Source organism: Desulfotomaculum defluvii (genome assembly GCF_054657375.1).
The window spans coordinates 360,822-384,820 of sequence record NZ_BAAHYV010000006.1; the positions used below are offsets into that span (position 1 = coordinate 360,822).

Annotated in this window: 20 protein-coding genes and 1 other annotated feature; of the genes, 14 read left to right on the forward strand and 6 right to left on the reverse strand. The window is 41.7% G+C overall.

The features are described 5' to 3' along the window. Positions 1 to 19: 19 nt before the first annotated feature. A complete protein-coding gene (locus tag ACYQ03_RS04410; protein ID WP_459907932.1) occupies positions 20 to 1,036 on the reverse strand; it encodes an ABC transporter substrate-binding protein in 1,017 nt (338 codons plus the stop codon). 50 nt (positions 1,037 to 1,086) lie between these two features. Beyond that, positions 1,087 to 1,327, reverse strand: a binding site (T-box leader). Positions 1,328 to 1,544: 217 nt separating this feature from the next. On the opposite strand from ACYQ03_RS04410, the gene ACYQ03_RS04415 reads away from it, so the two are divergent. From ACYQ03_RS04415 to ACYQ03_RS04450, 8 genes are all read left to right on the forward strand, one after another. Then, positions 1,545 to 1,982, forward strand: coding sequence for a chemotaxis protein CheW (locus ACYQ03_RS04415; RefSeq protein WP_459907933.1), 438 nt, complete (start codon positions 1,545 to 1,547; stop codon positions 1,980 to 1,982). Between the two features lie 12 nt (positions 1,983 to 1,994). After that, positions 1,995 to 3,482, forward strand: coding sequence for a CheR family methyltransferase (locus tag ACYQ03_RS04420; protein WP_459907935.1), 1,488 nt, complete (start codon positions 1,995 to 1,997; stop codon positions 3,480 to 3,482). A 64-nt stretch (positions 3,483 to 3,546) separates the two neighbouring features. After that, positions 3,547 to 4,146 carry a chemotaxis protein CheW gene (locus ACYQ03_RS04425; protein WP_459907936.1) on the forward strand — a complete coding sequence of 200 codons (600 nt, stop codon included), beginning with the start codon at positions 3,547 to 3,549 and terminating at the stop codon, positions 4,144 to 4,146. A gap of 31 nt (positions 4,147 to 4,177) precedes the next feature. Next, the gene (locus tag ACYQ03_RS04430; RefSeq protein WP_459907937.1) at positions 4,178 to 5,800 is read left to right on the forward strand and encodes a methyl-accepting chemotaxis protein; all 1,623 of its coding nucleotides are present in this window, start codon (positions 4,178 to 4,180) and stop codon (positions 5,798 to 5,800) included. 13 nt (positions 5,801 to 5,813) lie between these two features. After that, positions 5,814 to 8,156, forward strand: a complete 2,343-nt coding sequence (locus ACYQ03_RS04435) for a hybrid sensor histidine kinase/response regulator (RefSeq protein WP_459907939.1) — start codon at positions 5,814 to 5,816, stop codon at positions 8,154 to 8,156. An 18-nt stretch (positions 8,157 to 8,174) separates the two neighbouring features. Further along, on the forward strand, positions 8,175 to 9,218 hold the full coding sequence (gene cheB, locus ACYQ03_RS04440) for a chemotaxis-specific protein-glutamate methyltransferase CheB (protein WP_459907940.1): 1,044 nt from the start codon (positions 8,175 to 8,177) through the stop codon (positions 9,216 to 9,218). A 39-nt stretch (positions 9,219 to 9,257) separates the two neighbouring features. Continuing rightward, entirely contained in the window at positions 9,258 to 10,622 is a 1,365-nt protein-coding gene (locus ACYQ03_RS04445; protein WP_459907942.1) for a diguanylate cyclase, read from the forward strand. 81 nt (positions 10,623 to 10,703) lie between these two features. Continuing rightward, positions 10,704 to 11,864 carry a sensor histidine kinase gene (locus ACYQ03_RS04450; RefSeq protein WP_459907944.1) on the forward strand — a complete coding sequence of 387 codons (1,161 nt, stop codon included), beginning with the start codon at positions 10,704 to 10,706 and terminating at the stop codon, positions 11,862 to 11,864. Positions 11,865 to 11,962: 98 nt separating this feature from the next. Here ACYQ03_RS04450 and ACYQ03_RS04455 read toward each other — a convergent pair whose 3' ends face one another. Further along, complete coding sequence (locus ACYQ03_RS04455; RefSeq protein ID WP_459907945.1) at positions 11,963 to 12,241, reverse strand: metal-sensitive transcriptional regulator; 279 nt, start codon at positions 12,239 to 12,241, stop codon at positions 11,963 to 11,965. Positions 12,242 to 12,520: 279 nt separating this feature from the next. Between ACYQ03_RS04455 and ACYQ03_RS04460 the strand changes: the two genes are divergently transcribed. Then, positions 12,521 to 14,977 carry a DsrE/DsrF/DrsH-like family protein gene (locus ACYQ03_RS04460; RefSeq protein ID WP_459907946.1) on the forward strand — a complete coding sequence of 819 codons (2,457 nt, stop codon included), beginning with the start codon at positions 12,521 to 12,523 and terminating at the stop codon, positions 14,975 to 14,977. 56 nt (positions 14,978 to 15,033) lie between these two features. On the opposite strand, the gene ACYQ03_RS04465 is transcribed toward ACYQ03_RS04460, so the two are convergent. From ACYQ03_RS04465 to ACYQ03_RS04475, 3 genes are read right to left on the reverse strand one after another with little or no spacing between them, the layout of a single operon-like run. Then, complete coding sequence (locus tag ACYQ03_RS04465; protein WP_459907947.1) at positions 15,034 to 16,665, reverse strand: GMC family oxidoreductase; 1,632 nt, start codon at positions 16,663 to 16,665, stop codon at positions 15,034 to 15,036. Continuing rightward, complete coding sequence (locus ACYQ03_RS04470) at positions 16,655 to 17,257, reverse strand: gluconate 2-dehydrogenase subunit 3 family protein (RefSeq protein WP_459907948.1); 603 nt, start codon at positions 17,255 to 17,257, stop codon at positions 16,655 to 16,657. The genes ACYQ03_RS04465 and ACYQ03_RS04470 overlap by 11 nt, the downstream gene beginning before the upstream one ends. A 6-nt stretch (positions 17,258 to 17,263) precedes the next feature. Further along, positions 17,264 to 17,653 carry a hypothetical protein gene (locus tag ACYQ03_RS04475; RefSeq protein WP_459907950.1) on the reverse strand — a complete coding sequence of 130 codons (390 nt, stop codon included), beginning with the start codon at positions 17,651 to 17,653 and terminating at the stop codon, positions 17,264 to 17,266. 253 nt (positions 17,654 to 17,906) lie between these two features. On the opposite strand from ACYQ03_RS04475, the gene ACYQ03_RS04480 reads away from it, so the two are divergent. Beyond that, complete coding sequence (locus ACYQ03_RS04480; protein ID WP_459907951.1) at positions 17,907 to 19,559, forward strand: long-chain-fatty-acid--CoA ligase; 1,653 nt, start codon at positions 17,907 to 17,909, stop codon at positions 19,557 to 19,559. Positions 19,560 to 19,674: 115 nt separating this feature from the next. Here the strand turns inward: ACYQ03_RS04480 and ACYQ03_RS04485 are convergent, their stop codons facing one another. Beyond that, entirely contained in the window at positions 19,675 to 20,355 is a 681-nt protein-coding gene (locus tag ACYQ03_RS04485) for a hypothetical protein (RefSeq protein WP_459907952.1), read from the reverse strand. A gap of 186 nt (positions 20,356 to 20,541) precedes the next feature. On the opposite strand from ACYQ03_RS04485, the gene ACYQ03_RS04490 reads away from it, so the two are divergent. The 4 genes from ACYQ03_RS04490 to ACYQ03_RS04505 all read left to right on the forward strand — a co-directional run bounded on the left by ACYQ03_RS04490 (position 20,542) and on the right by ACYQ03_RS04505 (position 23,993). After that, the gene (locus ACYQ03_RS04490) at positions 20,542 to 21,069 is read left to right on the forward strand and encodes a rubrerythrin family protein (protein WP_459907954.1); all 528 of its coding nucleotides are present in this window, start codon (positions 20,542 to 20,544) and stop codon (positions 21,067 to 21,069) included. A 131-nt stretch (positions 21,070 to 21,200) separates the two neighbouring features. After that, the gene (locus ACYQ03_RS04495) at positions 21,201 to 21,539 is read left to right on the forward strand and encodes a YtrH family sporulation protein (protein ID WP_459907956.1); all 339 of its coding nucleotides are present in this window, start codon (positions 21,201 to 21,203) and stop codon (positions 21,537 to 21,539) included. Beyond that, positions 21,536 to 22,024, forward strand: a complete 489-nt coding sequence (locus tag ACYQ03_RS04500; protein ID WP_459907957.1) for a sporulation membrane protein YtrI — start codon at positions 21,536 to 21,538, stop codon at positions 22,022 to 22,024. The genes ACYQ03_RS04495 and ACYQ03_RS04500 overlap by 4 nt, the downstream gene beginning before the upstream one ends. Before the next feature lie 286 nt (positions 22,025 to 22,310). Next, entirely contained in the window at positions 22,311 to 23,993 is a 1,683-nt protein-coding gene (locus ACYQ03_RS04505) for a LytS/YhcK type 5TM receptor domain-containing protein (RefSeq protein WP_459907958.1), read from the forward strand. The last annotated feature ends 6 nt before the right edge of the window (positions 23,994 to 23,999 follow it).

Sequence of the window (23,999 nt, forward strand, 5' to 3'; positions counted from 1 at the left end):
CTCCGCTAAGTTCCACCTGCTACTTCACCATTTGTGCGGTAGCTTTAAGATTTTCGGGTAATGTCAACCCTAAGTTATTCAAAGAGTTCTCATTAACAACTAATTTGCTTTCCTTAATTGTTTCAACGGCTATATTGTTAATGTCCTCACCCTTTAAAACTCTGGCAGCTATTTTACCAGTTTGCTTACCAAGCTCAATATAGTCGATGCCCTGTGAGGCCAGGCAGCCATTTTTGACCTGTTCCTCTTCTGAACCGAATACAGGTATTTTCTTTGCATTTGCTTTGCCTAACACAGTTTGTAGATTAGAAACAACAAGATTATCTGTGAGATTGGTGATGCAATCTACATTTGCCAAGATACTATCAGTTGCCATAGGGATATCTGCCTGTGCTGCTACACCAACTTTAACAATTTCAAAATTATATTTAGGGGCAGCGGCTTCATACATGGCAATCTGAGTGGCTGAATTGGGTTCACTGGTGTTAAAAAGAATACCAATTTTTTGTGCCTTGGGCATAAAGGCTCGGATCATTTCCAGTTGTTTTTCCACAGGAATAACATCGCTGGTACCGGTTGAACCTTTGCCAGGTTTGTCCAATGAATTCACCAGTTTTGCTGCCACAGGGTCTGATACCGCAGAGAAAACAACGGGTATTTTTTTCTCAGAAGCAGCTGTATAGGCTGTCTGGGCAGAGGGAGTTGCAATGGCACAAATAAGATCATAATTATTACCAACAAAGCTGGTGGCAATGGTGTTTGCCGTGGCTATTTCACCCTTAGCACTTTTGTAGTCAAAGGTAACATTTTCACCTTCCACAAAACCTTCGGCTTTTAACCCCTCAATAAAACCAGTACGACAATTGTCCAAAGAAGGATGATCTGCAATTTGTGTAATTCCGATGGTATATTTTTTTTCTGAGTCGTCGGTAGCAGTGGATGTTTCTTTGGTTGATGAAGAACAGCCAGTTAAAACTCCTAAAAACAATGTTGCACAACATAATCCGACCATGAGCCTTTTTAATGTTTTTTTCATATCCTCGTCCCCCCAAATATATTTATAAAAACAAAAAACTCTTATCCCTGATTAGGGACAAGAGTAAAATCCTGCGGTACCACCCAAATTGGTCATAAAGACCCACTCAAATAATGTACTGACATACATTCTCACTTTGTAACGAGCTGAGATCTCGTCAAAGCCTACTCTAAAAAATTTCAGCCTGCCCTCATAAGTCCATTCAGTAAAGTCAACCATATCGCAATCACACCAGCTGCGACTCTCTGTAAAGGTAAATACTTTCTTACTATTCTTAATCATTGGTTTAATTATTGAATTTTTATCATCGTATTATATGGTCAACTATTTGTCAAGCTAAATTTTAATCTTTATGAGCTGGCTGACGGCTGGTGGCAAGGTTCTTAGGTTTACTTTAAAAAAGGTATCTTAATAATCGCAGATTTTGTACCAAAATGCAGGAAGAAAATCTTATTTGTTGAAATTTAATGCTATCTACTTAGTCAATTAATTTTGTGAAGGGATACCTATGAAACACCTTATATTTATTATTCAAGAACATCGATTTGCCATCAAGCTTACAGATGTTGAGCGGGTTATCAGGGCTGTTGAAGTTACCCCCATACCAAATCAAAGTAAGCTTTTGGGGGTCATAAACATACAGGGAGCTATTACACCTGTGATTAATACCTATAGCCTATTCAACTTAACACTTAGTGAAATTGGTATTAATGACAGGTTCATTATTGTACGTGCAGGGAAACGCCAGGCTGTCTTGGTTGCCAATGAAGTTGACGAAGTCATTGAAAAAGACTGGCAGGAAATCAAAAATGCAGAAAAATTTCAGGACCGGGTAGAGATAATCAATGGGGTTTTAAAACTTCCTGATGGTTTAGTTCTAATAGTGGACTTAGAAAAATTATTCTCTGCTGATGAAGAAGAATTACTTAATCTATATGGCCAGTAGGAGTATGAAGAAATGAAACCGAGGATTTCCTCAAGTCTACTGACAAAGTTCAGTGAATTAGTTGCAGATTATACAGGGCTTTATTTTCCCAAGAATAGATTTTACCAACTGGAAAGGGCACTAACTGCCGTATATCCTCAATTGGGCTATAGCAGTGAAGAAAGTTGCCTTGAGGATCTGTTATCACGACCCTTAACCAGGGACAAGGTTGATATTCTGTCACAATACCTTACCATAGGTGAAACATATTTTTTTAGAGATAAAATGTTGTTTCAAAATTTGGAGCAGTTCATCCTGCCAATACTAATCAAAGAAAGAGAACAACCTCTTAAAATATGGAGTGCTGGTTGCAGTACTGGTGAGGAACCATATTCTATTGCTATCTTACTAGATAAAATGTATGGCAACTCTAAAGGGGTTAATATTTCAATAACCGCAACGGATATTAACCTAGTTTCATTAAAAAAAGCAACAGATGCTGTATATAGTAACTGGTCCTTTCGAGCTGCGCCGGATTGGCTAAAGAATAAATATTTTTTTGCAGCAGAGAGTGGACGATACAAGTTGTGTGAAAGGATTAAGGAAAGGGTTAGTTTTTCCTATCTTAATCTAGCCAGGGATAGTTTCCCAGCGGTAAACATGATTTTTTGCCGTAATGTCTTGATGTATTTTGTACCGGAACTAAGAAGAAAAATAATCCAAAAATTTTATCATTGTCTGGCACCAGAGGGTTTACTGATAGTAGGTCCCAGTGAAATATTGCAGGTCCCCAAAGAACAATTTACAACTATTAATTATGCAGGTTTGATTATTTATAAAAAGGCTTCAGTAAGTCAGGTTTCTTTAGCAGAAAAGGAGCCTTTTCAGCTTTATCGTGGGCTGCCCTCTACTGATATATCTAGGTTTGATTTTGAGTTTCAAGATCTAGCCAGTAATATCACAATTACAGAAGCTGCTAAATTGGACGAAGTAAACAAATTGTCTGAAAAGGTCTCAAAAAAAGAGCTTTATGAGGAAATCGAGGCATTATTTGAACTGGGAAAATATAATGAGATTATTGAGCTGCTGCAAAATAAGTTGGCAAGGGAAGGTTATACTGGCTCAGCTAAGGAAATGGCTCTGCTGGCAAAGACCTATGCTAACCTAGGAGAGTTGACTAAGGCAGAGGATTGGTGCAATAAGGCAATTAACCAGGACAAGCTGGATGTAAATTTACATTTTCTATTGGCAACAATCCTTCAAGAGCAAGGTAAAATAGCATCAGCTATTCAATCTCTAACAAAAACCATTTATCTAAAGCCTGAATTTTTACTAGCCCATTTTTTAATGGCAAACCTTTATAATCAACTAGGTAAATACCAAGATGCAAAAAAATCCTTTGAAAATGCTCTAAATCTTATCGATAGTTACAAAGCTGAAGAAATACTGCCGGAATCCCAGGGAATTACAGCCGGCAGGCTTAAACTGGTCATTGAGACTTCTTTGAAATTTCAGCAATAAAAAACTAAGGATGCCTGCCTAAATGGCACTAAAGAAAAGATCTTTCCCAAAAAGGAGTTAATAAATGGAGCAAGATAAACAAGGTGCTGCCTGGGATAAACTCAAAGAGCGGCTGTTAAAGGCCCAAAGGATACCAGATGGGTCTTTGCATGAAGAGAAGAAAAGAATATTAAGGTTGAGGGCAGAAATATTGGCCCAGGAAATACAAAAACAGGACATAGAAGTTTGTCTAGAAGTGGTGCAATTTACCCTGTCAGGTGAGCAGTATGCCCTTGAGTCGAAGTATATTCGGGAAGTATTTCCCCTCAGAGATATTACACCCTTGCCCTGTACACCTGATTTTGTTATGGGAGTAGTAAATGTACGGGGACAGATTGTTTCGGTTCTTGATTTTAAAAAGATTTTTAAATTACCACAGAAGGGAGAAGTAAAAATCCCTAAAGTTATGGTCCTGCACTGTTCTGATATGGAATTTGGTATGCTGGTGGATGAAATAACTGGTACTGGGCCGCTACCCTACAGTTCCATTGGCCCACCCCTTAATAACCTAACGGGTAAACAAGCGGCTTACCTCAGAGGGGTTACAGGGGAACGGCTTATTGTTTTGGATGGAGAGAAAATCCTTTCGGACAAAGATATTATAGTTGACGAAGAGGTTAGTTAGCGGACAAAAGTTCTCTGGAGGGGATAATTAAATGAAATGGTTAAATAATTATAAAATTGGCACCAAGCTACTGGCTGTGTTTTTAATTGTGGCTTTTTTTGGAGCCATCATAGGCTATAACGCACTTTATAATCTAAATCAAATTAAACAGCGAGATATAGAGGTATATCAAAATAATATCCAGCCCCTAAATGAAATTTGTAATGCCACAATCGCCTTTCAAGAAATGCGTACTTATCTAAGGGATATAGTTAATACCCATGATACTAAATATAGGGATGCCATCTATGAATTGGATGTTATGCTGGATGATGAGCTGGTTAAATTTGAAAGTAAAATAAAAAGTGAAGAAGTTCGTCAAAAATACAATGAACTTAACGCAAAGCTTGACAAATATAATGTAATAAGGGATAAGGCCATTGAACTTGCCATGGAAAATAGAAATGAAGAGGCCCTGAAATTAATTTATGCTGGGGAAGGCTATCATCTGGCCCTGGACATAGATTCGACTATCCAAAAAATTATGGATACAGAGGTAGCACAGGCTAAAGAAAGAGCCGATGCCAATATTATCACTGCCAACAATGCTGAAAGAAATATTATTATAACTATCTTATTGGCTTTGGGAATTGTTCTTTTCCTTGGCATAATGATTACCCGAAATATTCAAAAACCCCTAAAACAGGTGGTAGAGGTTGCCGAATGTATATCAAATCGAGATTTAAGTATAGATGTGCCACTGGACGACCGAAAGGATGAACTGGGCGATCTTCTTAGAACAATTAATCAAATGAGCGTAAATCTAAGAGAAGAAATTGGTAAGGTTGCCACAGGTGTCAATGTGCTTGTTACTTCAGCCGGCGAAATTTCTGCCTCAACTTCTCAATTTGTTTCTGGTGCCCATGAAACAGCTTCGGCTGTGAACGAAACTACCACCACCATGGAAGAAGTAAAACAAACAGCCCAACTCTCCAATGACAAGGCCCAGTATGTCTCGCAGATTGCCCAGAAGGCTGTGCATGTATCCCAAAATGGTCAGAGATCTGTGGATGAGACAGTGCAGGGCATGAACAGAATCAAGGACAAGATGGAACTGATTGCGGAGGGGATTGTCAGACTCAGTGAACAAAGCCAAGCCATAGGTGAGATTATCACCACGGTGGATGATTTAGCTGAACAGTCCAATTTACTGGCAGTAAATGCATCTATTGAAGCGGCAAAGGCTGGTGATCAGGGCGTTGGCTTTGTGGTGGTGGCCCAGGAGATCAAAAGTATGGCAGAGCAGTCAAAAGAGGCTACAGCCCAGGTGCGCAGTATCCTAAATGAAATTCAGAAGGCTACCAGTTCGGCAGTTATGGCTACAGAACAAGGTTACAAGGTAGTTGAGGATGGGGTAAAGCAATCCACCGAAGCAGGTGAATCCATAAGAATGATGACTAAAACTATTTCTGAAGCGGCCCAATCCGTTGTGCAGATTGCAGCTTCCGTTCAACAACAGTTCGTGGGAATGGATCAAGTGGCCCTAGCCATGGAAAGTATTCAGCAGGCCAGTGGACAAAATGCCGACAGTGCCAAGCAACTGGAGCTAACTGCCCAAAGTTTAGCAGAAATGGGTAGGGAACTGAAGCAAATGGTTCAAAGCTATAAGCTTTAGTAGGGAGATTTTTATGACTAGTAGGAAAGAGGATGAATTTTTCCAACGACTTCAAGCAATGTTTTTTGTAGAAGCTGAAGAGAGAATAAAGGTAATGTCTAGTGGCCTGCTCCAACTGGAAGAGCAACCCCAACCGGAGCTTCAAGAAAAAATGGTAGAAACAATTTTTCGTGAAGCTCATAGTTTAAAGGGTGCAGCCCGGTCGGTCAATATTACTGATATCGAGACTATTTGCCATGCCCTAGAAAACATCCTGGCTCTTGTGAAAAGAAAGGAGCTCAGTCTTTCACCAGCTGTTTTTGATATATTACATAAAAGTTTAGATACTATGACCAATGCCTTAGCTGACCCTAGTGGTAATAGCACGGCGGTGTTGGAATTGCTTCAAATCTTAAAAACCTTGGAGAAATCGAAACCAAAGGAGGAAAACAAGGCAGAAACTAGCCTTATTCCTAGCCATATTTTAGATAGTCTCCATAATCTGGCCCCGGTGGCCAAGGCCTCATTAGATCAGCAGGTGCCTGGAGATACCGGTAAACAAATTAATCAGTTAATAATAAAGTCTAACGAGGATCAAAACATCCGGATATCCACTACAAAATTAGATGAAATATTGTATCTATCTGAAGAATTACTTTCCGCCAAACTGTCAGCAGCACAGCTAGTTTCTGATCTTCGGTCTGTAACTGACTCGGTAAAAATGAGGCAGAGGGAATGGTATAAGCTTACTCCCTTAATTCGTAAGGCCCGTAAAATGGTGGATATGGGAAAAGACTTTAATGATAGTGGTGATTGGTTAAAGGTTTTCACAGCTTTACTTGAGGTTTATGAAAAGGAATTTGAATTTATAAAACAACTAGATAAAAAAACACAGAATGTAAGAAAACTGTCCGAGCATAATCATAGATATATTTGCGGCAATGTTGATAAGCTGCTGAAGCAGATTAAAAAAACCCTGATGCAGCCGGTGTCTACCCTTTTTCATAATGTACCAAAGGATGTCCGGGATTTGTCTAGGGCCCAGGGGAAAGAAGTAAAAGTTAATCTGCATGGTTTAGAAGTAGAGGTAGATAAACGTATTTTAGAGCAATTAAAGGATCCAATCTTACATATTGTGCGTAATTGTATTGATCACGGCATTGAAACACCAGAGGTTCGGAAGGGCCTTGGTAAAACACTTCAGGGAATACTTCATATATCGGTTACACAGGTCGGAGGAAACAAGGTTGAAATTGTTATTGCAGATGACGGAGCAGGTATAGATCTAGCTCAAGTACAAAAGGCAGCAGTCAGTCGGGGCCTATTAACAAAACAGCAGGAAGGCAAGTTGGGGTATAAGGAACTATTAGATCTCATCTTTCTGTCGGAACTTTCAACTAGCCCGATGATTACAGATATCTCTGGCAGGGGTCTGGGGCTGGCCATTGTTCGAGAAAAGGTGGAAAGCCTGGGAGGGGAAGTTGCGGTAGAGACAAGGCCCGCAACAGGTACAACCTTTAAATTACTTTTGCCCGTGGCGATTTCTACCTTTCGCGGTACATTGGTTAAGACTGCAGAGCAGAATTTTATCGTGCCTTCTTCGAGTATCAAGCAAGTGCTAAGGATAAAAAGGGAAGATGTAAAAACCGTAGAAAATCAAGAAACCCTAGCAATAAATGGTCAAGTTGTACCATTGATAAATTTGGCCGAGGTTCTAGAACTATCCTATCAAGGAATACAATCCCAAAATACAGATCCCTTAAAAGTACTTGTGGTGAGCAGTTCTCAAAAACAAATCGCCTTTCAAGTGGATGAAATTATCAGTGAGCAAGAGGTACTGGTTAAACCTCTAGGTAAACAGCTTAAAAGGGTAAGGAATATCAGTGGTGTAACGGTGCTAGGGACTGGGCAAGTAGTACCTATACTGCATGTCCCGGACTTAATCAAGGCCGCCATAAGGTATCCCACTAATAATATAAAGGCTGTGGCCAGTGAGCCAAGGCAGGTAGATCAAAGAAAATCCGTATTGATTGTAGAGGACTCCATAACCTCCAGAATGCTTCTAAAAAATATTGTGCAATCTGCAGGCTATCGCGTGATATCAGCGGTTGATGGGGTTGATGCATTAACTACTTTAAAAACAGAAGAATTTCACTTGGTTGTTTCTGATGTGGAAATGCCAAGGATGAACGGTTTTGATCTGACTGCCCAAATAAGGGGAGATGAAAAACTTTCACATCTGCCTGTTATTTTAGTCACCAGCCTTGATTCAAGGGAAGATCGGGAGAGGGGTATTGATGTTGGTGCCAACGCTTATATTGTTAAAAGTAGCTTTGACCATAGTGATTTGTTGTCAGTTATTAAAAGACTTATATAAAAACGTGGGGTACCTAACATGATTAAGGTACTAATTGTTGAAGATTCGCCAGTTGTACAATGTCTCTTAGAACACATACTGAAGTCTGATGATGAAATAAAGGTAATAGGCACTGTAAGTAGCGGTTCAGATGCGGTGAATTTTGTCAAACAATATCGGCCGGACGTCATAACAGTGGATATTGAAATGCCAGGAATGGATGGCTTTGCAACCACCCGTAAGATATTAGAGGTTGTACGGGTTCCCATTGTCATTGTTAGCTCACATTATCAACAGGATAATTTAGCCATGACCTTCCAGGCACTGGAGGCAGGTGCAGTGGCTGTGGAGGAAGTACCACCAGGAATTGGTCACTCGGAATTTGCTGAGAAGAGTAAAAGACTGATACAAACGATAAAATCTATTTCCCGGGTTAAGGTACGAGCTAAGAAATTACCCCTACCTCAAAGAACATTAAAACAGGAAATAAAGCCTGAAAACAACGGGAAAAGAATTAAATGTATTGCCATTGGTGCTTCCACCGGCGGCCCACAGGTGCTCAAACAAATTTTTTCTCAACTACCAGGTACTTTTCAGGTGCCAATTCTGGTTGTCCAACACATTTCTACGGGGTTTATTAAGGGCTTTGTTGATTGGTTAAGTCAAACCACAGCTTTGCCAATTCACATCGCTTCCCATGGGGAATATGCCCTGCCAGGACATGTATACTTTGCACCGGATGATTTTCATTTAGGGATAGAAGCAAATAGACGACTGTTTCTTTCCAAGGATCCACCAGAAAAAAGTACTCGTCCAGCTGTTTCTTTTTTGTTTCGCTCCGTCAGCAAAGCCTTCGGCTCCTCGGCGGTGGGAGTACTTTTGACCGGGATGGGAGAAGACGGTGCTAAAGGATTAAAGGCCATGAGGGAGAGAGAAGCAATTACCATAGCGCAAAGTAAAGAAAGCTGTGTTATTTTTGGCATGCCCGGGGCAGCCATAAAACTTGGTGCTGCTGCCTATGTCCTATCTCCAGAAGAAATCGTGGTAACCCTAAATGAAATAGTAACTGGACTATCTATGTAAATGTTTTGATTTGATTAACCTAGATTTGGAGGGACATTCTTGAGTAATAATGTTAGTATTCTGGTGGTTGAGGACAGCCGTACCCAAGCGGAGCAACTGAGATATATCTTAGAGCAAAATGGTTATCAGGTATATGTGACCTATAATGGGGTACAGGCCCTTGACTATATAATTATGAAAAAACCCACTATCATCATCAGTGACATAATCATGCCAGAAATGGATGGCTACGAGCTTTGCAAGACTGTTAAAACAAACGAGAGTTTAAAAGATATACCGGTTATTCTGCTGACAGGGCTTTCGGATCCCAAGGATGTTATTAAAGGCTTGTCCTCCGGAGCAGATAATTTTTTAACTAAGCCCTTTAATGAACAATTTTTACTCTCACGCATACGCCATATCTTAATCAATAAAGAATTGCGTCAATGTGGCAGTACAGAAATGGGTATGGAAGTTTTCTTTGAAGGGCAAAAGCACTTCCTTACCTCCGAGCGCATGCAAATTATAGACCTGCTCCTCTCTACCTTCGAAAATGCTGTGCAAAAGAATCTGGAACTGGAGCAGTCCAATAATCAATTAAAGGATGCGCTGAACCAAATTAGGCTACTTGAGAACAATTACCGAACCATCCTTGAAAAGAATAGTGATGCCATGGTAGTGGTAACTTGCCAAGGGGTTGTTAGTTATGTTAACCCCGCCGCAGAAGCACTTTTCGGCTGCTCCGCCAATGAGATATTGGAGAAGCCCTTTAGATTTAAATTAACTTCCGGTGAAAAAAAAGAGGTCTCCATTGTTCGAGAGAATAATGAACTTGTTGTGGCTGAAATGCATGTAGTGGAAATAAATTGGGAAGGTAAAAATGCTTATCTTGCTTCCTTGCGGGATGTTACGGAGAATGTACAGTTAAGGGAGAAATTACGCAATTTATCCCTGCGTGATGAGTTAACCGGTCTGTATAACAGACGTGGTTTCATTACATTGGCAGAGCAACAGCTAGAGGCGACCAAAGTTACCGCAGGGAAATTGATGATGTTCTTTGTTGATCTTGACCAGATGAAGCGCATAAATGACCAGTTTGGTCATCACCAAGGTGATCAGGCACTAATTGACACAGCAAGTATTTTAAGAGAAACTTTTAGGGAATCAGACCTCCTTAGCCGTTTGGGTGGGGATGAGTTTGCGGTGATAGTTTTAGGTGACCAGGAAGATAGGTTACCAGAATTAACAGCTAATATAACAAAAAATGTAAAGAAATTTAACTCACGGGGAATTAGAAAGTATAATATATCCCTCAGTTTTGGTGTTGCCTTTTACGACCCAGGGCATCCCTGTACCCTTGATGAATTGATCAATTCTGCAGATAAGTGTATGTATGAAAATAAGCGTAGTAAGGTTACTGCCTAAACCAATTTGGTCTGAGCAGGAATCTTTCTTTTCACAGGGAATTAAATACGGCGTAAATAACTTTAGGCGGTGTCGGAGAGTATGAGTGAAATTTTGTATCAGAACCATTTTACCTATTTTGCCCCGGCTGCCCGGTTGCCGAAGGATAAAATATTGGAGCAGGCTAAAATCGTGCAAAAGATTTATGATGTGCATTCGATATTTGATGCATTCCCCAATGTTATCCTAATCCTTAATCAATACAGACAGATTGTTTATTGTAATGATGCATTAATAGATTCTTTTAAAGTTGAAGATAGCGAAAAAGTTCTAGGGGCCCGAACAGGAGAAGTTTTGCATTGTATTCATGCCTTTGAAAATGAAGCAGGCTGTGGGACCACTGAGCATTGTACAACCTGTGGTGCTGTCCTGGCCACATTAGTGGGTCTTGCAGGTGCAAAGGCATCCAGGGAGTGCCAGGCAGTTGTAGAACGGCAGGGCCAGTGTGTTTCATTGGATTTGCTTTTTACAGCGAAGCCCCTTGCTTTAGATGGGCAGCAGTTTACCATTGTTTTTGTAACTGATATCAGTCATGAGAAACGAAGAAAATCCTTGGAGCGAATATTCTTTCATGACATTTTAAATACTGCAGGCAGTCTCCGGGGAATTGTGGAGTTACTGAGTTCTACCAAAGACTCTGCCAAAGCCAAGGAAATGATGCAGGATCTGGAGGAAATAGCCGGGGGCCTAATCGAAGAGATTCTCGCTCAAAGGGATTTACTCAGTGCCGAAAACAACGAGTTAAAGGTAAGCCCCGAACCCTTTGATCCAGTTGAATTGTTAGTTAGTATTGTGGAACAATATGCCAAGCACCCGGTTGCCCAGGGAATGCAATTGGAGTTAGTAAATGTTCCAGAGGAGGTTACCTTGGTCAGTGATCCACTACTCTTAAAAAGGGTACTGGGGAATATGTTAAAAAACGCCTTGGAAGCCTCCCAACAGGGTGATGTTATTGGTCTGGGAGTGGATCAAATCGATAATGAGGTACATTTTTGGGTTAATAACCCAGGGGAAATGTCCAGGGAGACTCAGTTACAGATATTTAAGAGATCCTTTTCCACCAAGGGTAGTGGCAGGGGCTTAGGAACCTATAGCATGAAATTAATCACAGAACGTTACCTAAAGGGAAGCATCTCTTTCGTTGTAGAAGAGGGAAAAGGGACCACCTTCTTAGCTAGGTACCCCCAAAACATTAGAGTGTAAATTGTTAAACTGCTGTCTTGTTTTGGGGCAGCAGTTCTTTTATGCCTTAAGGAATATTAGTCATTAGTTAGACTAACTGCCAAAAACTAATCCTAAATCTAAGAGAATTTTTTAAATACCTTCATAAAATCTTCCAGAGAGTCATTGATTTCTTTTCCTTGATCCATATTCTCCTGGATGGAAGTGGCCAGATGACAGGCTAGTACAGAAAAACCCACCCGATTAATTGCTGCTTTAACGGCGGCAAGTTGGATTACCACATCACTGCAACTGCGGTTCTCTGCAATCATTTTGTGTATTCCCCGAACTTGACCCTCGATTTTCTTCAAACGGGCCATTAAATCCTGTTGTAACTCAATATTGATATTGGCTGGCATTATTAAAAACCTCCATTTAAGCTACTATACCCCCTATGGTATCAGCGTTTTTAGCTATTTGTCAATAAATTAACCCTTTAGAACTAAATAGAAGATATATAACCATTGACTAACTGGCAGTAGAATGCTATTTTTATTATATACCCATACCCCTAGGGGTATATAGACGATCTGATATAGTTTGTAAATAGTCCGGGGGTATCTTGTGTTAGAAAGTTAATTTTTATGAAATAATTTTGTTAGAGCATTTATAGAGTGACTTACATGGGAGTGAAGAAAATGTCAAAAAAAGTGTTAATTGTGGGTGGAGTTGCCGGTGGGGCCAGTGCGGCAGCCAGATTAAGAAGGTTAGATGAAGAGGCAGAGATTGTTCTCTTTGAAAGGGGAGAATACATTTCCTTTGCCAACTGTGGCTTACCCTATTATCTGGGTGGAGTTATTCAGGAACGAGACAATTTGTTGGTACAGACAGTTCAGGGTATGCAGGAACGATTTAATATCGATATTCGCATCAAGAGTGAGGTTACCAGGATTCTGCGGGATAGTAAAGAAGTAGAGGTTTTTTCAGAGGGTAAGACCTATAGGGAAAGTTATGATTATTTGGTATTGTCGCCTGGGGCTGCTCCCATTTTACCTCCTATACCAGGGATTCAGCGGGAAGGTATTTATACCCTGAGAAATATGGCTGATGTTGATAAAATTAAAGACTTTCTCACAGTTAGGAAGCCCCGAAGGGCTGCTGTGGTAGGTGGAGGCTATGTCGGCATAGAGATGGCAGAAAATCTGAAACATGCCGGTCTGGATGTGGTCATCATTGAAGCGGCAGATCAGCTTATGGGACCATTGGATGCAGAAATGGCAAGGATTGTTGAACAGGAAATGCTGGCAAATGGTATCAACCTTTCCCTTAAGGATGCCGTGCAAAGGTTTCAAGGAGAGAAGCAAATTGAAATAGTTCTAAGCAGTGGCAAACAGGAACAGGTGGATATGGTTATTATGGCTGTGGGAGTGCGGCCAGAAACGAAGCTGGCCAAGGAAGCGGGCCTAGAGCTTGGAGATAAAGGTGGCATCCGGGTGGATGAGTATCTAAGAACCTCAGACCCGGTTATTTATGCCGTAGGGGATGCCATTGAAGTGAAGGATAGGATAAGTGGGCAATATGCCATGATTCCTCTGGCAGGGCCAGCCAATAAACAAGGGCGGATTGCTGCCAATAATATTTGTGGCGGCAATGATAAATATTTAGGGTCCCTGGGAACTTCAATTATTAAGGTGTTTAATCTTACTGCAGCCGCAGTGGGAAATAATGAAAAGCTCCTCAAACGGGCAGGGATTCCTTATTTAAAGTCCTTTACCCACTCGGGTTCCCATGCGGGCTATTACCCCGGGGCCTTTATGCTTACTATTAAGCTTCTTTTCTCACCCGAGGATGGAAAAATTCTTGGGGCCCAAATTGTTGGGCGGGAAGGTGTAGATAAACGGATTGACGTTTTGGCTACAGCCATTAAGCATAGTCTAACAGTTTATGATCTGGAGGAGTTAGAACTGGCCTATGCTCCCCCCTATGCATCGGCCAAGGACCCAGTTAACATGGCGGGTTTTACAGCCGCCAATATTCTCAAGGGAGACGTTAAAACTCTGCATTGGGAGAACCTCAAGGAATTAAGCAGAGACGATAGTATTATTTTAGATGTTCGAACCCAGGAAGAGTATGAGAATGGTCATCTGGAGGGTTCAATTCTGATGCCTGTGGATAGTATTCGGCAGAGGCTAAAAGAGATTCCAAAGGATAAAAAAATAATAATTTACTGTAAAGTGGGGCTAAGGGGCTATATCGCCTACCGGATTTTAGCTCAGCGAGGGTATGATGTTTATAATCTTAGTGGTGGCTACGATATGTATCTGGCTGAACAATATAAATATGCGGAGGGTATTGATTTGAATGAACAGATGACCAAGTTTGAACATATACCCGAACCTAAGGAAGATATGCAGGGGAGAACTATTCAGGTGGATGCCTGCGGACTTCAGTGTCCTGGACCCATTATGAAGGTGTATCAAGAAATAGCACATCTTCAACCAGGAGAAGTTCTCGAGGTCTTTGCTTCGGACCCGTCCTTTCCCAGGGATGCTAAGGCCTGGTGTGAACGAACAGGAAATACCTTTCTAAAGTCTGAATCAACGGCTAAAGGGTACCGGGTTTTGCTTAAGAAGGGCAATACCCAGGTACAGGCAGCTCAAAGGGACCTAAAAACCTTAGATATTCCCCATGGCAAATCCATTATCGTCTTTAGTGGTGATTTGGATAAGGCCATTGCTTCCTTCATCATTGCCAACGGTGGTGCTGCCATGGGAAGAAAGATAACCATGTTCTTTACCTTCTGGGGACTTAATATCCTGAGAAAAGATGTGGTTGGTAAGGTTGATAAAAACTTTATTGAAAGAATGTTTGGCTTGATGATGCCTAGGGGTAGCAAACGCTTAGGGCTTTCCAGAATGAATATGGCTGGCCTAGGCTCTCGGATGATTCGGAACATCATGAAGAAGAAAAATGTAGCTTCCCTGGAGGAACTTATACAGCAAGCCAAAGACAATGGGATACGGCTGGTGGCCTGTACCATGTCTATGGATCTAATGGGCATTAAGGCGGAGGAACTCATAGATGGCATTGAGTATGGTGGAGTGGCCTCTTATTTAGCAGAGGCAGAAGAAGCCGATACAAATTTATTTATTTAAAGTTATTTAAGAAAGAAGGACGTTCTAAAAACAAGAACGTCCTTCTTTGATATTATTCAATGGCCACCAGCCTTAGCCTGTTCGATAATATGATCAGCAGTCCGAGCTGCGATGGCCATGACGGTTTCCGTGGGATTACCGCCGCCGGAGGTGACAAAGACGCTGGCACTGCATATATACAGATTAGAAATATCGTGGCAGCGGCAAAAGGGGTCCACCACTGATGTAGCAGGATCTTTACCCATCTTGGTGCCCCCCATTAAGTGGGCCGAATCTGGTATAACAAAGGCAGGTTTGCCACCAACAGCCTCGAAGATTTGCCGAGACATTTCCATCCCATGGGCGATTAATCTATTATCATTGTCGCTGTAGCTAAAGGAAGATATTGCACGGGGTATACCGTATTCGTCCTTCTCACCACCCAATGTAATACAGTTATCTGGGTTGGGTAGCACCTCACCCACTAAGGTTATGCGTCCATAAAAATTATAGTCTCGCATAATTTCGTAAAGATCTTTGCCCCAAATGCCGGCTGTTGCAGCTAGCCCCCTGGCCATAGCCACTGGTCTAGTACCGTGGGCGTGTAAGGTATAACCCCGCACAAAGCCTCTGACAGAATCGGTTTCATAGAATTCTTGAGTTGAAGCCAAAACTGGTGTTCCTTTATAAAGACGCACTTCTTCGTCAAATTTGGCATAGAGGTCATGGCTGCTATGGGGCATGATGCATTTCCCAACCATGCCACTGCTGTTGGCTAGCCCGTGGGGAAACTTTGCACAAGCCGAATGAAGCAGCAGTCGAGGTGTTTCTACCACAAAGTTTGAGAGGATAAAAACCTTGGCTTCTTGGGAGTATTCCTTGCCATCATGGACAAAGGTTACACCTCTAACCAGTCCCTCTTTGTTTAAAGCAATGTGGGTGACCATACAATCACTTAGGATCTCTGCCCCCAGTTGAATAGCCTTGGGTATATGGTGTATAAGGGTGCTAAACTTGGCATTGGGCAGGCAACCCTGGTTACAAAATCCCCGGTTGATGCAGGGGGGACGACCCTCAAAGGGAGCCGAGAGAATAGCCAGGGGTGTCACCACACTGGGGATCCCTAACCTTTCACAGCCCCGGCGAAATAACTGGGCATTGGCACTTATTGGTTCACGGACAGGATAAGGATAAGGTCCGGGGAATTCCCCCCAGGGAAACTCCTGGGGGCCAGAAACAGCAATGTCCCGTTCGATTTTGTCATAATAAGGGGCTAAGTCTTCGTAGCTAAAGGGCCAGTCCTCAGCTACACCATCTAAAGTTTTTACTTTAAAATCGCTGGCATGGAAGCGCAGAAAAACACCGGTAAAGTGGACCGTTCCTCCTCCCACACCACGGCCAGAATTGTTATGACCAAAGCTAATGGGATCCTTGCCTGTGGAAAGTCGAGTATCTTGCCAACCCAATGAAGCCATAGATAGCTCATCGCTGGCAAAGTCCGTCTGGGGATTCCAGTAGGGACCTGCTTCAATAACCACAACCTTAAAACCGGCTTTACTTAGCTCATAGGCCAGGACACCACCAGCGGCGCCGGCACCCACAATACAGATATCGGCATCGTCCTTATACTTTCGCTGGTTTAGGTTATTATATCGATGACCATCATAATGATCGCAATTGTGAGTTACAAAATCATGATTATTTTTCATCTTGCCGGGCCTCCCATGGATCAGTAAGTCCCTGTTCTACCCGCACATAGCCTCGGGGATAGGCCGGACCGCCATAGCCAATTTCCGACCAAACTATGGGATGTGAATAGTAAGCACTGGTAATTTCCGATGCTAGTTTTTTAAATAATTCCTGCTGCATTTCTTTATCCCAACCAGGTAGAAGTTTTACCTGACCTCTTTGTAGGGCGGAAAGAATAGAAAACTGCTGCGAGGTAGCTAAATCTATAAAGCTTTTATGATAGGAATGCTTGGCCAAATTGTTCAGGGCTTTTAAACCTTCACGGATTAATTGCTTTTCTGGGGGTATAGTTGGTTTGCGTTGGGACTCACCAATTTTTGAAGTTAATTTTTGGTCTATGTGATGAGTGACATAATCTAAAAGCTCACTGCGATTATCATAGATTAGGTGGCTAGTAATACTTTTAATTAATATTACTTCATCATTTGTTAAAGTTTTTGGTTGAGAAAAGGGTCCCAGTCTCTTTTTTACTATTTCTCTAGTATGGGGATCCCACTCATCCTGGTATTTTAGAAGATCATATGAAGGGTAGCGGGTACGATTTTCTTTCACGACACATTACCTCCAATAAAGTGCGATAAGACCCAGTACACTGATAGCTGCTACCATTAGAGGCAAGATTACCGGAGGTCCTACCAAAAAATTTTGCATACGATAGCCATCCACACGTTCGCCTACACCTTCTACATGAAGACCAAAGCCAACTAAACCCGACAATACCCCTGCTGCACAAAAAATACCTGTGATGGCTCTCAGCCAGGGGATATTATAGAAAACTAAAGTCAGCAGCAACATGCCTATGATCGGAGTTCCCAGCACAGGTGCCCACATGGCCCAATGGCGAAAGTTTTGTCGATAATGAAGAAGGGTTACCTGAACAAAAATTAAGAATAGTGCCAAGGCTGAAAACAACAGGATTATCCTACTAATTGGCCAACCGTCCCACATTTGATTTCACCTCTAAAATTAATTTAGGGTAGCTTTCCCTAAGAAGGAATAAATTATTATTTTTAGGTAACCGGCCAGGGGTGCTATCGTTATCCCCCCGATTTTGCCTTCCACTCGTCAGTAAGTTGGCCATGTACTTGCAATAAAATTTTCTTTCGACATGATTTCTAAAGGAAAAATCAGTTCCAATACAGAAATTTTCCCCATGGGCTTTGTACAAATGGTTTCAATCTTCCCAAGGGGGTAAAGTAATTTGACTGATAAACATCTTTGGCACAGCTATTACCCGGAAGGGATGCCCACAAGCATAGACCTTCCTAAAATTTCTCTTTATGATTTTTTAGATCAATCGGCCAAGAGATATCCAGTTAACACTGCAATTATTTTTCAAAACCATCAACTGACCTACACTGAACTAAAAGAAAGAGTTGACCGTATTGCCACGGCACTGCATGGCCTGGGCGTAAAAAAAGGGAATCGAGTTGCCATTATGCTACCCAACTGCCCACAAGTGGTCATTGCTTATTATGCCGTTATGCGGCTGGGGGCCATTGCAGTGATGGTAAACCCCTTGTATTCAGAGCGGGATTTAGCTTATATTCTAAAGGATTCCCAGGCAGAGATCTTAATCTTTCTTGATCAGTTACAACCCAAGGTAGCCAAAGTACTTCCGGGTACTACAATAAAAACAATGATTTCCACAGGGGTGCAGGAGTACCTAGCCTTGGGCAATGATCTGAACGGACTAGCTGGTACCAGTGAAGAAAAGGAGATTATTTCCTTTGAACAATTGCTGGTAAATTCTTTGCCAGCCCCACCGGAGGTTAACTTGGATGTTCAGGAAGACATCGTACTTCTTCAATATACTGGGGGAACCACAGGTATTGTTAAAGGTGCCATGCTAACCCATCAAAATCTAGCGGGTAATGTTATGCAAACCAGGTATTGGTTAAGAGAATGTCGAGATGGCCAGGAAAGATTCTTCTGTGTTCTGCCTTTCTTTCACATCTTTGCTATGACAACTTGCATGAACTTATCTGTTTACCTGGCTTCTACCATGATCTTAATTCCTCGCCTAGAGGCAATGAATTTACTGAAACAGATCGCTCAATATAAACCCACGGTCTTTCAGGGCGTACCTTCCCTATATGTGGCCGTCATCGCCAACCCAGAAGTAAAAAAATATGATCTTTCGTCAATTCACATTTGCTTGTCTGGGGGAGCACCCTTACCGTCAGAGGTACAGCAAAAATTTGAAGCTGTTACCGGGGCTAAATTGGTCGAAGGGTATGGTTTAACAGAAGCATCGCCGGTAACCCATTGTAACCCATTAAACAATCAAAAAGTTGATGGTTCCATAGGTTTACCGATTCCCAACACTGAAATTAAGATTGTTGATTTGGAAACTGGCAAGCGAGAGTTGCCACCAGGTGAAATTGGTGAGTTATGTATCCGGGGACCCCAGGTCATGAGGGGTTATTGGAACATGCCAGAGGAAACAGAAAAGGTTTTGCGGGATGATTGGTTGTTTACAGGGGATATTGCCCGTCTGGATGAAAGAGGGTTTACCTATATTGTGGACCGAAAAAAAGATCTGGTTATTAGTATGGGATATAATATATACCCAAGGGAAGTAGAAGAAGTACTCTATGAGCACCCCAAGGTAAAGGAAGCTGCCGTGATCGGGATTAAGGATCGCAGTAGGGGTGAGGTATTAAAGGCTTTTATTGTCTTGCAGGAAGGTCAAGAAGCAAAAAAAGATGAAATAATCAAGTTTTGCCGACAGCACCTGACACAGTACAAAGTACCAAAGAAGGTCGAGTTTCGAACGGAATTACCCAAGTCCACCGTAGGTAAAGTTCTCCGGCGGATACTTATTGAAGAGGAAAAAAGCAACGAAAAATAATAAACATGTGTAAAAAAGAAACTGTTGCACAATGATTAATCGTTCTCTAAAAGTTGTCTTAAAAAAAGAAGTGTCGCTAGCTACTAAAAAGTAGTTTTGCGACACTTCTTTTATCTTACTTCAGGTAGGAATCAACTTGATTTTCGATTTGGACAATTTCTTCTTCGCTAAGTTCTCTGCCTAAGAAAGTGCGAAGGCTCTTAATAGCGGCACCAATGGCAACCCTTCTGATATCAATTTCAGATTTTACTTCCACTGGTGCAGTTCTGGGTTGGTATTTGGCAGAGGGTAGGCCCGGACTAATGGTAGCAGCCAAGTCATCCAGAGAGGGTACTGGCTTTTCATCCACATAGCCATGATCAACAAAGCGTTGTTCCTCATGGGTCTGTCTAGGGGAATCTTCCCAGGGAAGATCATCCTTAGTAGTAATAGAGGTAGTAACTGAAGTTTCTTCTGTAGAAAAATTTGCTATAAAGGGAGTCTCTTCTTCAAACTTAGGTGGTTCTGTAGCCAGGTTAGATTTTCTTTGTTCTCTCTTTTCCCGGGCCTTTTCCTTTTTTTGCATATAGTTAGTAAAAGCATAGGATATTTCTTGCTCAATTTGCAGCAGTTCCATGCGGTGCTGTTCCACAAAGATATTATAATCAGGATGGTTTTTTTCCACAACTTCCATTAGCTCAAGTTGGTTAGCAATGAGTGCTTGAAGTGCGGGAGATACTTTTATAGGCACCCGAGCTAAGTCTTTATCTACTTCGTGTCCGGAAATGGTAAATTCGATCTCTTGTTTTTTAGCCAAAGCTAACACTCCTATACAAATAAGTCTGATCACATAGTATAAATTGTATCGAAGCAACTGGGGGAGGGTCAATATAAATGTGCTCAATTGGTTAGGTCAGAAGCTAATTTTGTAAGGTACCAATGGTATAATCTAGGCAATATATGGTAAAAATGGCAACAGAATACCTAAATTGGAGGTAGCTAAATGACTAAGAAAACCGTAGATAATTTAAAGGCAGCCTACGCCGGGGAAAGTATGGCCCGTAATTATTATACTTTCTTTGCATCCGTAGCCCGGAAGGAAGGCTGGCATGAGATAGCGGAGATTTTTGAAGAAACAGCTAGAAATGAGAAAGAACATGCAGAAGTAATTTTAAAGCTTTTAGGTGGCATTAAAGGAACCAAAGAAAATTTATTGGCTTCTATAGATAAAGAATCTTACGAGTGGCAGGATATGTACCCTGAGTTCGAACAGGTGGCCAGAGAAGAAGGTGAACAGGAGGCGGCAACTTTCTTTGCCACCGTTCAGCAAGTAGAACACCACCATGCGGACCGCTTTAGAAAACTTCTAGAATTGTTGGAGAATAATAAACTCCTCCAAAAGGATCAAAAAATTAAGTGGAAGTGCCGAGAATGTGGTTATGTTCATGAGGGTAATGAACCACCAGAGAAGTGCCCCCTCTGTGGTCATGGTAAAGAGTATTATGAACCAGAGGTAAAGGAATACCTGTAATTATAAAAGACCTTGCCAAAGCTATTTGGGAAGGTCTTTTTGCGATCCATAGAGAAATACTATAATCGTAAACCCAAAGGCATATTTTTATTGTCCGGTAAATAAGGATTAGAAGATTGTCCTTATGAGGGGTGATAAAAGTAGAAACCTTTGGACATAAAGTTATTTTAATTTTCTTTACTGCCCTTGGCATTATGCTGGGCTCAGTACTTATCGGCTCTTTGGCGGCGCTGCTGGTAAGGGAACCTTCCTTAGGTGTCATGCTAAAATTGTCCCGGGATATGAAAATATGGGCCATTGCCGCGGCCATCGGAGGTACCTTCTCTACCTTTGAAGTCTTTGAGAGTGGTCTTTTTAATGGTGAGGTCCGGGCAGTTATTAAGCAGATTTTTTATATTGTTAGTGCTTTAGCCGGTACCCAAGCGGGTTACTACCTGATCCTAGCCCTATGTGGAGGAAACTCTAAATGAAGGGGACATTATTAAGAAGTTGTGCTTTTCTGGTATTGGGTATTCTATTGGGCGCTGCAACAACCAATGTGATCATTGGCAAACAGGTGGATCATCTTACCTTGACCAATCTAACCCTACGGGACCAATTGGCAGATACTCAAACTGAATTGTTAAAAATAAAAGACAATAGTAAAAAGGAAAAAAAGAAAACTATTACCCATATAGAAACCTATGTTATCATTTCTTCCCGTGAAGGATTAACAGATTTTGATGAACTTAGTGTTAATTTGGAAGCAAATGAAAAGGTGAAAAACTGGTTAGCGCCTTTAATTGGACAAGAAGTGGATGGCCTAGATACGTTATGGATTCCTGGTGTAGTAGATAACCGTGAGATAGAAGCCAATGGCAATCAGTATCAATTAAAGTCCTATCTGGTAGTGATAGATGAAAAAATCACTGTTTACTTAAAGGCCAACCAAATCAAAGGAGAAACCAAGCGATAAGGGCCTGTTAGAAAAGGTTCAGGGCAATATGTTGATAGGTTATCATCGAACCATACCTATTACAGGATTACTCGGGAGGGTAGGGATTATCTAAGAAGACTACGCAGGGAGAACAAGAAGCACAAAGCGATAGTTAGGCCATGGAAATAAATCTCCCATGGTTTTTTTGTATGCTGGCCTCAAAACATAATAAGAGGTATTGTAAGGGAAAACTGAGGATGAAACGGAGGTGTAAAACCTGATTTGGTTATTATTTATTTCAATGGCACAAAGAATGGGGTTTATTGTGGCCATTGCTTTTTTATTTACCCGTTGGCAAGGGTTTAGATCTCTATTGGAAAACAGGCCGACTCTGCGAGGGAAGATTCACTTAGCTATCATTTTTGGTATTTTCGGTATTGTTGGAACCTATACCGGTATTACCATAACACCAGGCGATGTGCAAGAACTTTTCCCTGGTAATCTGACCTACGAAGACGCCATTGCTAATTCACGGGCCATCGGGGTGATGGTAGGGGGGTTATTGGGAGGACCAATCACGGGGCTTTTGGCCGGTCTTATTGCTGGTCTACAGAGAATGACCATGGGTGGTTTTACTGATGTGGCCTGTGGTATTTCTACAGTTTATGAAGGGATCATAGCAGGAGCCGTTTATTATAAAATGAGGCAAAGGACCTTCACCCCGGGGGTGGCTTTATTGACGGGCATTATTGGGGAATTTGGTCAAATGGCTATTATCCTAATGGTAGCACAGCCCTTTTATAAGGCTCTTGCCCTGGTGAAGATCATTGCTATACCCATGATCTTTGCCAATAGTTTAGGAATTGCCCTGTTTATAGCCATTGTTCAGGCAGTTTTAGAAAATGAAAGGAATATTGGAGCTGTCCAAGCCCAGCGGGCCTTGGGTATTGCAGACAAAACACTTTCTTACCTAAGAACCGGTTTGAACGAGGATTCGGCTTTGGCTACTGCCCGAATTATCTATGAGGAATCCAGTATTGGGGCAGTGGCAATTACCAATCAACAAGTTATTCTTGCCCATGTGGGAGAAGGAGCAGATCATCATCTTCCTGGTGAATTAATATTGACTAAGGTAACCCGAGAGGTTTTGCGCAAGGGACATTTGGAGATTGCATCTAATCCAGAGGAGATACTATGTCCAGAACCACACTGTCCACTCCAATCAGCAGTGGTAGTGCCGCTAGCTAACGGTAAAGAAACTGTAGGGACTCTCAAATTGTATTCAGTGCGAAGACAACAGCCAGATCCCTTGATGGTAGAACTGGCCCGGGGCCTAGCCCAGCTCTTTTCAACACAACTGGAACTGGGGGAGGCAGAAAGGCAGGCCAGATTACTGCAAGATGCAGAAATTAAAGCTTTACAGGCGCAGATAAATCCCCATTTTATTTTTAATGCTTTAAACACAGTGGTTTCTTTGATTAGGACCAATCCAGATGAGGCAAGGAGTGTTCTTATCCATCTAGGTAACTATATTAGACAAAATTTAAAAAGTTCCTTAAATAAGTGGACCAACTTAGAAACGGAGATTAAACACGTACAGGCTTACCTTGCTGTGGTACAAGCTCGTTTTTCCAATCGACTTCAAGTAGAAATAAATATACCGCAAAATCTTTATGGATTAAATTTACCACCACTTACTTTACAACCCTTGGTGGAAAATGCTGTTCAGCATGCCTTTAAGAAAATCACAGAGGATTGTCATGTCATGATAGAGGCAGTGCAGCAGGAGAATCAGGTACAAATTTCGGTGCAAGATAATGGCCTGGGAATTGAGCCGCAGCGGGTGATAGAATTGTTGCATCCAGAAAAAAGAAGTGATGAGGGCATTGGTTTAAATAATGTGCACAGTAGACTAATCAGTATTTTTGGACCCCAAGCGGGCCTTTCTATTCAGAGTAAGCCAGGTCTAGGAACCAAGGTTATTTTTATCATACCAATGAACCAATAAGGAGGG